Genomic DNA, 13,526 nt, shown 5'->3' on the forward strand with positions numbered 1-13,526 from the left:
TGTTCTATGCTGGCCCACTGGGATTATGTTGCAACGGTCAGATTTGGTAGGCTCGAGGCGAGATCAGTTAGACAGAGTGAGAATGAGTTCATCAGCTTGTTGGCGCGCAACTCGATGCTTGAGGTCTCCACCCAAGGTTGAGAAACGGGATGACACTTTCTCTTCCTCAATCTTGAAGTGATCCGCTGCGAGCGCCTTCACATCATCTCCACTGAGGCCGTTTGAAGCCTTCCCTGCCGGGAAGGTTATGATCACGCTGGCCTTCTTCCTAGCAAGGGTGGCAAGCAGTTCATCAAAAGCTCGTTTGGAAGTGGTGAGCATAGAAAAGTCAGATGCTGGGCGCTCGCTCCGGTCAGGGTATCGTCCAGAGCCCGAAACTTCACCGACCTCACCACGAGCTACACTCTCTAGCACATGATAGAAGCGGCTGTAATGAACCCCAGAATACGGTGGATCGAGAAAAACCAAGTCGCCCGCTTGCGCTTCTTCAGCAAGTTCCAGTGCGTTGGTGCAGTGAGCCTTTCCCTTCGTGCTAGCTGAGCGAGGTGCAATATCATCAATGCGCGCACGAACTATAGCCGCCACATCTCGCGCCCAGGCCTCAATTAGGTACTTGCCTGCCGTGGCATTAGGTTTGAACGGCTGTGCGGTATGGCCGGGAGAGGCGGCACATCGGCTTGCTGTTTGAATCAGTGCGGCCAACGCCACATTGCGTAGGTCATCCTCAGTTGGCAGGCTCGCCCTCAATGCATCCAACCAAAGGGATTGGAGAGGAGAAAAGTAGTATCCGCCGTAGGCTTGGCTAAGAGGATACCTCTTATCAAAGACGATCTCATGGGCACCTGCCGCAGCTTCTTGAGCAGACAATTGCTTCAAGTTGCGCTGCAATTCCTTGATTATTTTCCAATCCTTGTGGGCCGAGACGCGCGCGCGCGCGCGTCGCATCCAACGTTCGACCCAATCCCGATCAGTGATTGGCGAAGTCCGCTCAATTACAGATGCGGCTAGCACCACCGAATACTGCTGAAGATCGCATGCAAGAACTTCGTGTTTGTAGCGCTCAGCGACATGCCACGCGACCGCCCCCGATCCAGTGAAGAGGTCGAACACGCGTTTGGCCTCTGACAATGAGCGTCCAAGCGCCTCGCCCAGGCCATTGCCGAGCATCGCACGCTTCGACCCCATATATTTCACTGGAACAACCCCCAGAGAGCAGCCCGCTCTGTCTCACACATTCTGATGGCGTTGCCTGCTAATGCCGTTATCCATTCATGTCGATGGCCAGTCGGCGCTGCCGCACAATCTTCCAAGGCCAGCTCAATATCCGACCAAAGATCGACTGTCGCCTCTGGTGGGTTACCTGGTGGCCAGAGCCCCTGCTGGGCGCCAAAATCTTGCCACCAATCGTTGAAATGCTGTGTCGGCTGTACGCCCGCCGCACGCAGGTTTTCCTCTGCCATACCAATCGCCAACTTGAGAAGGAGGCCCGCTCGGCACAGCATTGCGTAAGGATGTGCGGGCGCAGCCCTGTCAGCCAGATATGTCAGGAACTGGTGATCGTATGCGTCGACCACTCTTGTTAAAAAGCCGAAGGAGACAACATTCTTAGTGCCGGCCTGCAGCCGCTCGTACCTGTGTTCGTAGTCCGCCACTCCTGCATTTAAAGATCGCGCCTCAGTTTCCAACAAAATGCGCAGGAGATGCCGTTCCAGTTCCACGCCATTCGGTCGAACCGCTTGCCAGAACATCTGAAAAAAGGCGGCGTCATCGACCGGACGGGTCAAAATTGGCCCCAATGCGGTGGGCTGGTAGCTAGACCAATTGCGTTGATTCCGGTCGACGAGGCCTTGCTGAAGATCGAAACCCCATTCGATCATCAACTCGCCTATCGCAGTTGAGGCGCCGCCAGGGAAAAACTCCTGGAATGGATCGAGAAGTGACCCACCCGCAAAGCGAATCGGCGATATCAGATGTTCGATGCTCGAAGCCCGCGCAGCCCACTCTGAGAGTGCGAGCCACGCCATTTCATGGGTCCCGCGCCGCGACATGATGTGAACGTCCCCATTCGCATCTAGCACTGCATTTTGCCTATTGAATATTCCTACTCCAGCGCTTGCCAGGATCGACAGACCAGCTCGCAATTCAGCATAGTAGGAGAGGTGTCGAGCAGCGTGTACTTGACCACTGAGGAGGGAAGCGAGAGCTCGCCCTAGGTAGCTCCAGCCGTCCACAGCATGAAGTGGTCCCCTTACAGCGATCAACTCAGACATGTCTTGAGCGGACACCCCTCCAAAGGCGACCGGGCCTGTTGGCAAAACTCCATCTGGAAAATGATTTACTGCAGAAAGCCAAGGCGGGACCGCAGCATTCCTGTAGCGCGTCAAAGCGGCGACAATGACAGCTGGATCGGCAAGCGCCAACGTTGCCTTATCTTGTTGATTAAGCGGAGCAATCATTTCACGCCAACCGGCTGAGTGCGTGACCTGAAATTTCGGCCAACCAGTTTGGCCCTTCAGCGAGATGCCGGTAAAGTTGCTCCCGGAGCGCAACATAGCCGCTGCTTCCCCTGAACGCTCTTTTTAGCAGGCGTTGTCCCTCATCAAGACCCGGAGCATCGGCAGAACGCCAATCAAAACTGGCGATGGTCGAGCCGAATTGTGCTATCCGAGCGTGAAGCTCTGAACCAGCAAGCTCACTTAGAGCGACTGACACATCTTCGGGTGCCGTAGCTCCTCCCGCCTGAATCCTGGTATCGAACTCAAAGAGATCCGGTTCGATCTGGGCAAGGCCGAAGAATACCTCATTCGCCACCGCAAGGACTCCACGAACACCTTGCTCCTGGTTCAACATCGTGCGCCCGCCGGTGAAGGCCGGAATTGGGTTAGGATCTAGGCTGTCTTGACCCTGAGGACGGATTAGTTGTTCCACCCATTCAGCAGGCCGATCAAGGATCGCGCTCTTAATAGAATTCCATAGCTCAATGAGGAAGGCGGCCTGCTGTGGTCGCGACCAAGGAAGAGGGCCTCTCGCAGCGGAAATGTCCGCAGCGAACAAACCGTTTGCTGAGCGCCCAGAACCTGTCGCCAAGAAACTAGTGGTGATTGCCTGTACCCATCCAGCCTGAGTCACACCAGCGCCCGGAGGGGCGGTTCTGGAGGACTCGCCCAGCATATTGATGCGGTTGTGGAATGGACTCTCTGGTTGGGTGTAGAGAATCTCTGTCAGTTCCTGCGCACGAGCTTGGCGATAAATGCGAAGGTCTGAAAGCGTCTCCAGCCATTCAGCCGAACGCAACAGGGGAAAGAGATCGAATGCGTGACTCGGATTAATGCGCTTTGGTGAGACGTTGATCGACCAAAACAGATATGCCTGCCAGCCGACGTCCAGACCGGTAAACGCTACCACTGGCAACTCAAAATCACCTGGCAAAGTTCCGTCCTTAAGCGCTTCGTCAAATGCCCACAGACGATGCTGCCCGTCTATGACTTCAAAAGGCTCAAGCTCGGTCGGCATCCATTGCTCGAGACGATCGGAATAGGGGAGGGTCAATTCAGCACGGCTGTCACCATCACAATTTACTGAAACTAGATCTGACGCCGCCACTTTGCGTCCGCGTCGGCGATCACCCTCAGTAAGGATGTTCACTACAATTGCCGTTGGAAGCCATCCAGGCTTCCGCATTGCTGCCGAAGATTCGTCTCGAGCGGCAACCGGCAGTCCGCTGTAGGGGTGACCAAATCGGACGAAGTCACGAATAGCTGCAGATCGCTTAGGATCGTGCAATCGTTGCAGCCCTTCCCCGCCTTCATTGTCACGTGTTCGACGATAAACACCGCTCAATGCCCGAAGTTGCACTGCGGGCATTGAAAATAGAAGGATGTGTTCCTCAGGCTTACGCCTGTGCTGTGCGGGATCAAACTCAAAATCGTCCCACTCTGGCAGCCATTGCTTGAACCGGATTGCCTGAACATTATTCGCCATCGACCAATTCCCGTTGCCCCAGCGACGTTTCACTGAAGCTTGCAATTCCATAGACCCTCACTCTGAATTTGGGGTCGTCTATGGTAGGCCTGCTACAGCGAAAATTCTTAACCGGAGCTTCTGCTCTTCCGCGTTTGTTTACTGATCCTTCAGCCCCAGATCAGCCTCCGAAGCCCCCACTGACATCGCGCCCCCGGCAAGCCCCGCCCCGCAGATCAGGATAGCAGCCTGCAAACCCTCAGTAGCGTCAGCCAGGTCCGCTTGCGCGGCTATGGAATCGCTGTGCTCGACTGCTTCCTTCATCGCTCGCGCAGCAGACCAGCGGGCGAGATAGGCATTGTCGCAATCCTCCACCGCTTTGGTGAACTGGGCATGGGCATCTTTGCCAAGCGAAACCGGCACCTCAAGCTCCCGAATTTTGCCGGGCACTTCCAGGCAGGCCGCCTCCATGTGGTCAGCCGCGCGATACATGCTGACCATGTCATTGACGGAACTCACTACCTTTCCGGCGGCATCGCAGGGGGCGACGACAGCCTGGAAACGTTTGACGAAAGAGACCGCATCATCCTTTGCGGTTGCAGTCGGCTCCTGCGGGATCTCGGGTGCGCCAGAGCCACAAGCCGCGAGCAGCAGCATCGCGGCGATAATCAAAGTTCCCCTCATGAAGCCCCCACTTCACACCTAAGTCTTGCGGAAAATCCCCGCTACCCGGCCGATGATCTGCATCTCGCCGTCATAGGCGACGTCATCGGGCACCTCGGGGTTTGAGGAAATCAGGATCATTCCTGATCCGTCCTTTGTGGGCCGCAGGCGCTTGATTGAGCCCATCCCACCGATCTCGATCGCCCAGAGCTTGTCGGCAAAACGTGGGGTGCGGTCGTAACTGTCGATCAGCACCACGTCGGAATCGAGGATGGTCGGCATCATCGAATCCCCGCTGCCGGTGGCGAAGAACAGATATTCCATCGGGGATTCGGTGAACTGACGCACCCATGCGCGCGAGAATACCCGCTTTTTTCCGGTCACCGGAACATCATGGATGAACGACAGGCCAAGCCCGAATGACACGTCGAACTCGTGCAATTCGACCAGATCGCTGGCCTCGCCAACACCTTTGACTGCAGCCTTGCTGGTCGCGCTGGGCGGCGTCGGCACGCCTCCATGCGGCGCGGAATCGTCGGTTTCGCCCATCAAATATTCCGCCGATGTCCCCAGCTCGCTGGCGATCCGGTGGATATACTTTGATCCCTGCGATTGTCCGCTGACGAGTTTGTAGATCACCGTTTGCGAGACGCCAACGCGCCGCGCCAGCTCGGATTGTGACAATCCAAGCGCGATCAGCAGCTCTTCTAGGCGATCACCACGAAACATCAGCCACCGACGCTACATCATTGGTTTTAGCGCGCCACCCAACTTTAGGCATTGACACGGCTAAATCATTAGTTTTAGCTATGCCTATTGATATAGCCCTCCAACCAAGAGGAAGCCGCGCATGAAACTCCTCAACACACCCGTATGGTTTGAAATGCCCACCTCGGGCCGCCCGCGCTATCTGGCGTGGTGGCTCCTCGGAGCGCTCTGCGGGCTTTCGGAAGCCTCCCCCGTGCTGGCCCGGATCTACGAATTGCTGGTCCCGAATGCCCTGCAGGCAGACGAGCCTCACAACCCCGCAGCCTTCCAGGACGGGTATGACACCACGGTAGATTGGGTGTCGAACCGGAAGCTGGCTGCGCGCTGAGATGTCAGCCCGGTTCACACCGTTCGAAGCGCTCGAAGCTCTGGTCGAGAAGGCCGGCTCGCAAAGCGCCCTCGCCCGCGCGCTCGGCGTCTCGCAGACGGCGGTGTGGAAATGGCTGCAATCCTCCAAGCGCCTGCCTGCCGAATACGTCCTCAAGGCAGAAGCCCTTTACGGCGTCTCCCGCCACGATCTGCGGCCTGACATCTACCCACGCGGATACCCTCCTGCCCCCGATGCCCGCTGGACCGGCGTGGATCGCCGCGCGGGGGCATCGGCATGAACTCCCTTCCCCAGGCGACCCGAGCCGGGTCTTTCTCCCCTGTTGCAGTCCCGGCTCACCTCAGGGTGGACGGCGGAGAGGGCTTAGCCCCTGTTGCCCCCTCCGTCGTCCGCCCGCCTTTTGCCTACCTCTGCAGCGCTTGCCAATCATCGGGCGAATTTCTCGAAAATTCCCCCCACTCCCGGAACGGAACCCACGCATGAACCTCCCCGCCCAGGAACAGCGGCAGGCCGAACGCGCACGCCAGTTGATCGAAGATGCCGGCGGGCTGGAAGCCTGCGCCGAGGAAACCGGCCTCTCCACCAGCCAGCTGCACCGCTATTATTCCAAGTCTGACCGGGATTCGATGCCCGCCCGCGTGATCGAGGCGCTGGAGGCTGTCACTCATGGCAAGCCCGGCCACCCGGTGATGACGCGCCACCTCGCCCGGCGGCAGGGCTTTGTCCTCGTGCCGCTGCCCCGCGCCTTCCCCGGCGAAGGCGAATGGAACCGCCACATTGCCAACCTCTCCAGCGAGGCAGGCAATCTGATTTCCGGCATTGCCGAAGATCTGGCCGACGATCTGGATGTAGACCCTCAGGAAGCTGCCCAGCGCCTGCCCGGCGCCCGCAGGCTGGTGGAGATCGCCGCCGAGATCGAGGCCGCCCTTACAGCCCGCGCCGGGAGGGATCGCTGATGAGCGGCGAAGGGGCAGGCTTCATTCCCACCCGAGGCACCAAACGCATGCGCCGGGGCACTATCAGCTGCCCCGTCTGCAGCTGCGGCGGCGTGATCCACGGCAACGATCCCATCACGCCCATGGTCAAGGCCCTGTGGGTCCATTGCGAGAATACCGCCTGCGGCATGACCTGGCGGATGGACCTCACCTTCGTCCACGTGATCAGCCCATCGGGCATCGCCCATGCGCTCGATCTGCCCATGGCCCCCGCAACCATGCTGCGGGCGGGCCTTCCGGCTGAGCCTGCCGAGCCGCCCGATCCCAACCAGCTCAGCATGTTCCCTGACCATGGCGACCCGCTCGCCCCGCCTGCCCCCCTCACACCCTGCACCGGAGAGTAACATGGCCGAAGCCACCGATGACCGCCTGCGCCTGCTGATCGAGCGCGTGGAGCGCCTTGAGGAAGAGAAGAAGGGTATCTCCGACGATATCCGCGACGCCTACGCCGAGGCAAAGGCGGTCGGTTACGATGTGAAGATCATGCGCCAGATCGTGCGGCTGCGGAAATTGCGCCCTGATGATCGCCGCGCGATGGACCTCATCCTTGAAACCTATCGCAGCGCGCTGGGGCTGGACTGATGGCCCGCCGCGCCTCCCCCGCCCGCCGTGCACCCCTGCCCACCGCCATCGTGCATGAATGCGCCCGCTGCGCCCGCGCGCACCATGGCGGCGGTACTCCGCCGGGCTGGGCCGTCCATCCCGGCCACGGCCTGCTGTGTGATGATTGTGACGAGGCCGTGCGCCTCTCCGGGATCACCGGCATCCCTTTAGCGCGGCGGGCGGCGTGACCCCGCGCCCGCCCGAATTCATCGGCGTCGATTGGGCCGTGCAGGATCAACGCCTCGCCATGCTCAATCGCCGGGTGGAGAAATGGGCATTGCGCGCCCAGCTCGCCATTCTTGGCACCTGCGGCCTGGTCGCCGCCTTCGCCGCGCCGGTGTTCTTCAAGAACCTCGCCCTCGGCCTGTTGCTGGGGGCGGAGGGGCTGCTGCCATGAGCCTGCGCGATGTCGCCTTCATGGCCTCTGCCCTGATCGTCGCCGCCCTGATGGGCTGCGCCTTCGCCCTGCTGTCCACCCCGCCGGAGTTCCCCTGATGCGCCCCTTCCGCGCCTCTCGCCGCCAGCTCAGCGTGCTGCGCTACATCCGCGGCTATCAGCTCGCCCACGATGGCATATCGCCCACCCTGCACGAGATTGCGCGGGGCACCGGCACCATGAACAAAACCGGCGTCTGGCGCGTCCTGCGCACGCTGGAACGCCAGGGCGCCCTCCGCCGCCTCTTCCGCCGCCCCCGCGCAATCGAACTGCTGGTGCCCGTGGCCATCCCCCAGGCCCCCAACGGCGCCCCGCTGTTCCATATCCCCATCCCCACGCGCACCCACCCCGGCTCCGCCATCGAGAAGAAGGCGCGGGATTTCATGCAGCGGAGTGCTGCGTGAACGGAAACCGATCCACTGCGGTCATGCAACGCCGCGCCCCTGCACCGGACGAACTGGATTACTTCCCCACTCAACCGTGGGCCGTGCGCGCTGCCTGCGAATTCCTCGCGGCCGAACTGGGCGAGGACCTGACCGGCCAGACCTGCTGGGAACCGGCATGCGGCGAAATGTTCATGGTGCTCGCCCTGGCCGAATACTTTGCCCACGTGATCGCCAGCGACATCTATCGCTACACCCCCGATCACCAGATCCATGACTTTCTCTCGCATGGCCCGCCCTTCGCCATGCCGGACTGGATCTTCACCAACCCACCCTTCCTGTTGGCCGAACAATTCGTGGCCCGCGCGATCGAGCGCGCACGGCGCGGTGTGGTCATGTTCGTGCGTGGTGCCTTCACTGAGGGCGACAAGCGCTACGAGGCCCTTTTCCGGCCCCATATCCGCCCATCATTCGTTGTGACCTACGTCGAGCGCGCAGTGCTTCTGCGCGGCCGCCTGATCCGCTCCGGCGCCCCGGATCCCTTCAACGTGGATCCCATTACGCTGGAGCCGCGCAAGGCCAGCTCGGCCACCGCCTATTCCCTCGTGATCTGGCAACCCGGCCAGCACGACACCCGCCACCGCTGGATCCCCGCCTGCCGCCGCCGCCTTGAGCGCGATGCCGATTATCCGGCTTACGAAACCCAATGGGCCTGGCTGCGAGAGCAGCAGGCAAAAATCGCGCAAGTGAGCGCACAGGAATCACTGCTGTGACCAGTTTCCCCCACCGCGATGAAACGCGCATCCCCCAACAGCAACGCCGGGAGGCTCGGCATGTCTAACCGCCTGCTCAAGATCGCCCAGGTTATCGAAGAAACCTCGCTCAGCCGCCGCTCGATCTATCGCCTCATCGCGCAAGGCGAATTCCCGCCCAGCCGCAAGATCTCCCCCCAACGAGTAGCCTGGCGCGCCGACGAGGTGGAAGCCTGGATGCAGGGCCGCCCTATTAACTCCGGGGCCTAACTGGGGGCCTCAGTCAGTTAAAATAGTACATTTATCGTTTTAATACAGGACCATAGGCAAATGACATGCATCCTGCCGCCCCAGCCAGCTTTTCAGGTCAACTGAAGTAATACGCGGGTGTGGCCTAAGGTCGATCCTGCTCAGTTCGGGCAGGAATTGACCGGTGCGGCTGGCGACGGATTGTAGATCTGAGTCAGATCGCGGTCGTCACGAACATACATTGCCGCCGTCTTGCGAATGGCCTGTGGCGGCACAAGGCTGCTGAAGATCAGCGGTTTGTAGTTGTAGACCACTTCCACAAACATCACGGCAAAACCGCTTTCCGCGCGAATCCGGCGGTCTACAGGCCCCATGCCGGGGAATCCCGTGCCAGAAGCGCCATCGCCCTGCTTGCCATAGCTGGACTTGTAGGCCGTCTTGCCGAAGCAGCGCTGCCAGTGGACCCACTGGCCACCCTGCGCATTCACTTCGAGACTGGAGAGGATCAAGCGGCCATTCTGCTCGATGTCGAGCCCTCCCGACTGCAATGCGGCGCCCTGGAAAGTCTCGTTCACGTCATATTCGCGCATGCGCGGCACCCCCGCGACGATTTCCTGCTTCGCGCGCGACGCATTGTCGGCAAGTGAAATGGCAATCTGGCTCACGCGCATATGCGTGACCGAGAGATTGGCGATCTCCACCCCGCCCAGCCCGAGCATGGTGAGAACCGGCAACGAATAGGCGAATTCGATGAGGGCGAGCGCCTTCTCATCGCGCCACAGCCGACGCGCGAAACGGCGCAGGCTGCCAAGTTTGGGCTTGCGCATCATGTTCCGGGGCACACCTGTTTCTTAGCCCGCGCGGCCTGCGGGCCGAAAGGCTGGTTGCGCAGTGCGGTCGTGGCAGAGACGCTGCCACGCTGTTCGCCGCTGATCAGCTTCCACAGGGGGAACACACGGTCATAATTGACTGTTACCGAATAGACGACCACGTCATTCGCGCCGCCCAGGCCGCCTTTACCGACGTCGCCGTCCCATGTGTTATTGCCGTTTTCGTCGACGAAACACTCGCCTGCATCGTATTTGTCATTATTGTTCGAGTCCGTGAAATCCTCGGGCCGACCGACGTCGTTGAATCCCGAATAGTTCAGCCGCTCCACTTCGTAGGTCGGATTGCTGATTGCGATCGGGCTAAGCTGGTCACGAACATATTGATCGATCGCGTCCTTCTGGCTGAGGCCACTTTCAAGGCCGGCGTCGCGCCCCGCATCCAGAATGGCGCCCTGCAGTACCGACTTGAGGTAAATGCCCTGCCCCAAATCGTAGATGCCAAACAGAAGCACGAGGAATGTGGGCAGCACGATCGCGAACTCCGGCAGGGTCGCCCCCTGCCGGTCGCGCGCCAGCATACGCATCATAGGGAAAACCGGCAGACGGATCATGCACCAAGCCTCAGGTCGGCCACCTGCGCGGCGATGAACTTGAACGTGTTGCGCAATTCATCCGTATTGCTCGAATAATAAGCGCGGCCATTACTGGCGCAGTTCTGCAATTCGGTGGTCATGCTGGTACCGAAGGCAACCACCCAGATCGTGGTGCCCTGCGCCTTGATCGCCTCGCACATTGCCGAGAAGCGCAGATTGTGACGCGACGTGATCGTGTTGGAATAATACCGGGGCGCGATACGGCTATCGAGGTTTTCGATCCCATATGCGGAATAACCGGACGCGGTCGGCTCCATGATACCGTCGGTCATGAAGATCACGTGCTTGCTGACATTGATCTTGTCGGAATCGAGATTGACGTTGGCTGCGAACAGGCCGGTCGGGCTGGTCAGGCGACCTCCCCAGATCATGCCGATGTCATGGTACGTATTGCCGGTGGCGACCAGATTGTTGAGGTAGGTGTTCAGCCAGTCGGGCACGTTGTTCGGATCGTCCGACAATTCAACATTGCGGAACATCATCATCGGCGAAGGACAGCTGCTCGATGCCGTGCTGCGATTGCTGGTGGAATCTTCATAGTCGTAGTTCGAACGGCTATATTCCACCGGGTTCCAGTGCGGTTTCCAACTGGAATCCCGATCATAAGGAACCAGATCGAAGCTGAGATCGAACGCATCTTCCGGCAGTGGCGCCAGGTTGGGCAGCGTCACTTCCGGTGTGATGGTCTTGCGTTCCTCGATACAGCCGCTCCAGGTGTAATTCGTCGTGCCTACACCGGTAGCGGTGCTGCCGCTCATTTGGGCCAGGCGGACGGGATCATAAGCACCGGCGGACTGAACAATGGCGTTGCTTACATTGGTCGCCACAGCAACCGAGTCGAACCTCTTTACCCTTGAGGTATCGATTGGCGCCTCTGAGTAGCGCCAGGTCGTGAACTTGTAGCCGTCCAGAGTGTACGTCGTGCGCGTAGTCCACACGCGGCGGACACAGGTGCCAACGTTGGTGCCTCCACTCTTCCCGGTCTTCGTCCAAGAAACGTAGTCATATTCCTTCGTAGTCACCGGATTGGGAGCAGTGCCGCTTGGATCAGGGTTGCTGCCGCTGGAAGGATACCTGTTATCGCCGTATTTCGTGCAATTGTTGGAACTGATGGCGTAAGGGTACGTCTCGTTGGTTGTACCAAGGTCCTGCACATGTTCTTCGTAGACTGGCGTGTTGAACACTGCCAGGCGTGACTGGTAATTGGTCGAATCCGCCATGAACTCATACGGCATCTCACCACTTTGCAGCAGATCCTTGACGTTGACGGTCATGGAATAGGGTACGAAGCCGTAACGGATGCGAGTGCGGTTATCGTTCACCGCCTGATTGATCGTCTTGTGGAAATCGCGCACGGCAGCGCGAAGACCTTCGATCTTGGTCGGTTCACCCCAGTTGATCGAATTGCCCATCGAACCGGTGGTATCGAGCACGAACATCACATCCGCATTGCCGATCTGCAGTTCCGCCATACAGTCAACCGAAAGGTCGACCGTGCGCATGTCAAAGATCTTCATCACCAGCGTAGGCACACGGGCCGAGGCCGTCCCCAGAACCTGACCATCGTCATTGTCATGCGTGACATAGCTGACATTCGTCGCATCGAAGGACACCGGGTCGAAATTGAAGGTGAACATGCTGTTCGCCTTAGCCTTCTCAGACGTGCCGTAGCTCCCGGTCTTGCTCATCGCACGCCGACCCGCCAGCACGCCCGCGTCGCATGCGGCTTGCAGTTGCGTCTTGGCCATATAGGCTCGGCCGACATCCACGCCGCCGCCAATCAGGGCCGTCATCGGAATCAGCGAGGCAGCCGCGATCACGAGCGTATTGCCCGCGCGATCCTCTACCAGCGCGCGTAGGAAGTTACCCCCCAGGGAACGACTGCGCATTCCATTGATCTCCATAGACTAGGCCAAGCCTGCATGGAGATAGGCTGAACAGGGTTACTCCCCCGCCAAGACTTATGGTTAATGCGCGTTAATACCCGCGGATTCCGCAGACGTGCGATATTGGGACAAAGTTTCTACAAGCGTTAACTCTTGCCCTTCATCATCGCAGTCTCTGCCTGAGTGGATTGCGGGCCGGTGTTGCGGCGTGCAAGTCCACCCAATTGCGGCCCCTTCTGGAACGGCTCGGGATCGCCTTCGCGCAGTTGCAGACCGAACAGCGGCAACATGCCGGGATGGCGCCCAAGGCCGCCATAGAGATCAAACCCACGGTCAATCCAGTCACGCAGCGGATCGTCATCCGTCAACACAGGCGTATCGGCCACCGCCGCAGCGAAGAGGAACACGCTGAGCATCCGGTGATCGGCATAATTGGGGCTTTCCCCGCCGAACCACTTATTGTCCGCCAGAGTGTTGCGCAGCAGTTGCAGTGCGGGCGGGACGAGCGGCAGGCGATCTTCGCGCCCTACGATGATGTCCTCCATCTTGCGGCCGAACATACGCTCGCGGCTCTGGGTCACATATTCATGATCCTGCGGCAGCGAACGGTCGCGATAGGATTTGATGAAACAGGTCATCCACGGGCCGATGGCCGCCTGCCACAGCCAGCTTTCCATCATTGTAGTGAGCACGCGTACGCTGGGATCGGGGATCAGAGTCGGGCGATCGGGGTATTTCTCGTCGAGATATTCTGCAATCAGCCAGCTATCCAGCACCCATTCGCCATCGTCCACGATGGCCGGAAGGCGCTCCGTCTTACCGCCCGTACGCTCCATGATGCCGGTGAAACCACCGGGGACAATGTCAATCTCGAAGCCCTTGTGAGCAATGGCATATTTGGTAGCCCAGACGAAGGGGCTGATCGTGCAGCCCGGTTCGAGCTGAAGATCGTAAAGCGTAATCGTGTTGTTCTTTGCCATCCGGCCCTCTCCGTCCTTGCTGTACCTCGCGTGGGTAACGG

At 59.6% G+C, this 13,526-nt stretch carries 18 protein-coding genes; 9 read left to right on the forward strand and 9 right to left on the reverse strand.

From position 1 onward, the window contains the following. Positions 1 to 63 precede the first annotated feature (63 nt). From SZ64_RS07965 to SZ64_RS07990, 5 genes are all read right to left on the reverse strand, one after another. Entirely contained in the window at positions 64 to 1,185 is a 1,122-nt protein-coding gene (locus SZ64_RS07965; RefSeq protein WP_054530325.1) for a DNA adenine methylase, read from the reverse strand. 5 nt (positions 1,186 to 1,190) lie between these two features. Then, positions 1,191 to 2,552: a hypothetical protein gene (locus SZ64_RS07970; RefSeq protein ID WP_156313577.1), complete on the reverse strand. Its 1,362-nt coding sequence runs from the start codon at positions 2,550 to 2,552 to the stop codon at positions 1,191 to 1,193. Further along, a complete protein-coding gene (locus SZ64_RS07975) occupies positions 2,458 to 3,981 on the reverse strand; it encodes a DGQHR domain-containing protein (RefSeq protein ID WP_206742900.1) in 1,524 nt (507 codons plus the stop codon). Before SZ64_RS07975 ends, SZ64_RS07970 begins: the two co-directional genes overlap by 95 nt. 138 nt (positions 3,982 to 4,119) lie before the next feature. Continuing rightward, positions 4,120 to 4,632, reverse strand: a complete 513-nt coding sequence (locus tag SZ64_RS07985) for a hypothetical protein (RefSeq protein WP_156313578.1) — start codon at positions 4,630 to 4,632, stop codon at positions 4,120 to 4,122. A gap of 30 nt (positions 4,633 to 4,662) precedes the next feature. After that, positions 4,663 to 5,352, reverse strand: a complete 690-nt coding sequence (locus SZ64_RS07990; protein WP_054530330.1) for a S24 family peptidase — start codon at positions 5,350 to 5,352, stop codon at positions 4,663 to 4,665. Between the two features lie 121 nt (positions 5,353 to 5,473). Between SZ64_RS07990 and SZ64_RS07995 the strand changes: the two genes are divergently transcribed. The 9 genes from SZ64_RS07995 to SZ64_RS08040 all read left to right on the forward strand — a co-directional run bounded on the left by SZ64_RS07995 (position 5,474) and on the right by SZ64_RS08040 (position 9,157). Then, complete coding sequence (locus tag SZ64_RS07995; RefSeq protein ID WP_156313579.1) at positions 5,474 to 5,719, forward strand: hypothetical protein; 246 nt, start codon at positions 5,474 to 5,476, stop codon at positions 5,717 to 5,719. A gap of 1 nt (position 5,720) precedes the next feature. Next, a complete protein-coding gene (locus SZ64_RS08000; RefSeq protein ID WP_054530332.1) occupies positions 5,721 to 5,999 on the forward strand; it encodes a YdaS family helix-turn-helix protein in 279 nt (92 codons plus the stop codon). Positions 6,000 to 6,198: 199 nt separating this feature from the next. After that, positions 6,199 to 6,675, forward strand: a complete 477-nt coding sequence (locus SZ64_RS08005; protein WP_054530333.1) for a hypothetical protein — start codon at positions 6,199 to 6,201, stop codon at positions 6,673 to 6,675. After that, complete coding sequence (locus tag SZ64_RS08010) at positions 6,675 to 7,058, forward strand: ogr/Delta-like zinc finger family protein (RefSeq protein ID WP_054530334.1); 384 nt, start codon at positions 6,675 to 6,677, stop codon at positions 7,056 to 7,058. Before SZ64_RS08005 ends, SZ64_RS08010 begins: the two co-directional genes overlap by 1 nt. Position 7,059: 1 nt before the next feature. Next, a complete protein-coding gene (locus SZ64_RS08015; protein WP_054530335.1) occupies positions 7,060 to 7,296 on the forward strand; it encodes a DUF2312 domain-containing protein in 237 nt (78 codons plus the stop codon). A gap of 205 nt (positions 7,297 to 7,501) precedes the next feature. Beyond that, positions 7,502 to 7,714: a hypothetical protein gene (locus SZ64_RS08025; RefSeq protein ID WP_054530337.1), complete on the forward strand. Its 213-nt coding sequence runs from the start codon at positions 7,502 to 7,504 to the stop codon at positions 7,712 to 7,714. A 97-nt stretch (positions 7,715 to 7,811) separates the two neighbouring features. Next, entirely contained in the window at positions 7,812 to 8,156 is a 345-nt protein-coding gene (locus SZ64_RS08030) for a hypothetical protein (RefSeq protein ID WP_054530338.1), read from the forward strand. Continuing rightward, the gene (locus SZ64_RS08035; protein WP_193391516.1) at positions 8,153 to 8,908 is read left to right on the forward strand and encodes a hypothetical protein; all 756 of its coding nucleotides are present in this window, start codon (positions 8,153 to 8,155) and stop codon (positions 8,906 to 8,908) included. Before SZ64_RS08030 ends, SZ64_RS08035 begins: the two co-directional genes overlap by 4 nt. A 60-nt stretch (positions 8,909 to 8,968) precedes the next feature. Then, positions 8,969 to 9,157 carry an AlpA family phage regulatory protein gene (locus tag SZ64_RS08040; RefSeq protein ID WP_054532156.1) on the forward strand — a complete coding sequence of 63 codons (189 nt, stop codon included), beginning with the start codon at positions 8,969 to 8,971 and terminating at the stop codon, positions 9,155 to 9,157. A 140-nt stretch (positions 9,158 to 9,297) separates the two neighbouring features. Here SZ64_RS08040 and SZ64_RS08045 read toward each other — a convergent pair whose 3' ends face one another. From SZ64_RS08045 to SZ64_RS08060, 4 genes are all read right to left on the reverse strand, one after another. Next, on the reverse strand, positions 9,298 to 9,966 hold the full coding sequence (locus SZ64_RS08045; RefSeq protein WP_054530340.1) for a hypothetical protein: 669 nt from the start codon (positions 9,964 to 9,966) through the stop codon (positions 9,298 to 9,300). After that, positions 9,963 to 10,544 (reverse strand): TadE/TadG family type IV pilus assembly protein, encoded by a 582-nt coding sequence (locus SZ64_RS08050; RefSeq protein WP_206742901.1) that lies wholly within the window; start codon positions 10,542 to 10,544, stop codon positions 9,963 to 9,965. Before SZ64_RS08050 ends, SZ64_RS08045 begins: the two co-directional genes overlap by 4 nt. Positions 10,545 to 10,573: 29 nt before the next feature. Beyond that, the gene (locus tag SZ64_RS08055) at positions 10,574 to 12,508 is read right to left on the reverse strand and encodes a TadE/TadG family type IV pilus assembly protein (protein WP_162225086.1); all 1,935 of its coding nucleotides are present in this window, start codon (positions 12,506 to 12,508) and stop codon (positions 10,574 to 10,576) included. A 143-nt stretch (positions 12,509 to 12,651) separates the two neighbouring features. Continuing rightward, positions 12,652 to 13,485, reverse strand: coding sequence for a beta-etherase (locus SZ64_RS08060; RefSeq protein ID WP_054530343.1), 834 nt, complete (start codon positions 13,483 to 13,485; stop codon positions 12,652 to 12,654). Positions 13,486 to 13,526: the final 41 nt, after the last annotated feature.

Origin of the sequence: Erythrobacter sp. SG61-1L, assembly GCF_001305965.1 — a bacterium.
GTDB lineage: Bacteria > Pseudomonadota > Alphaproteobacteria > Sphingomonadales > Sphingomonadaceae > Andeanibacterium.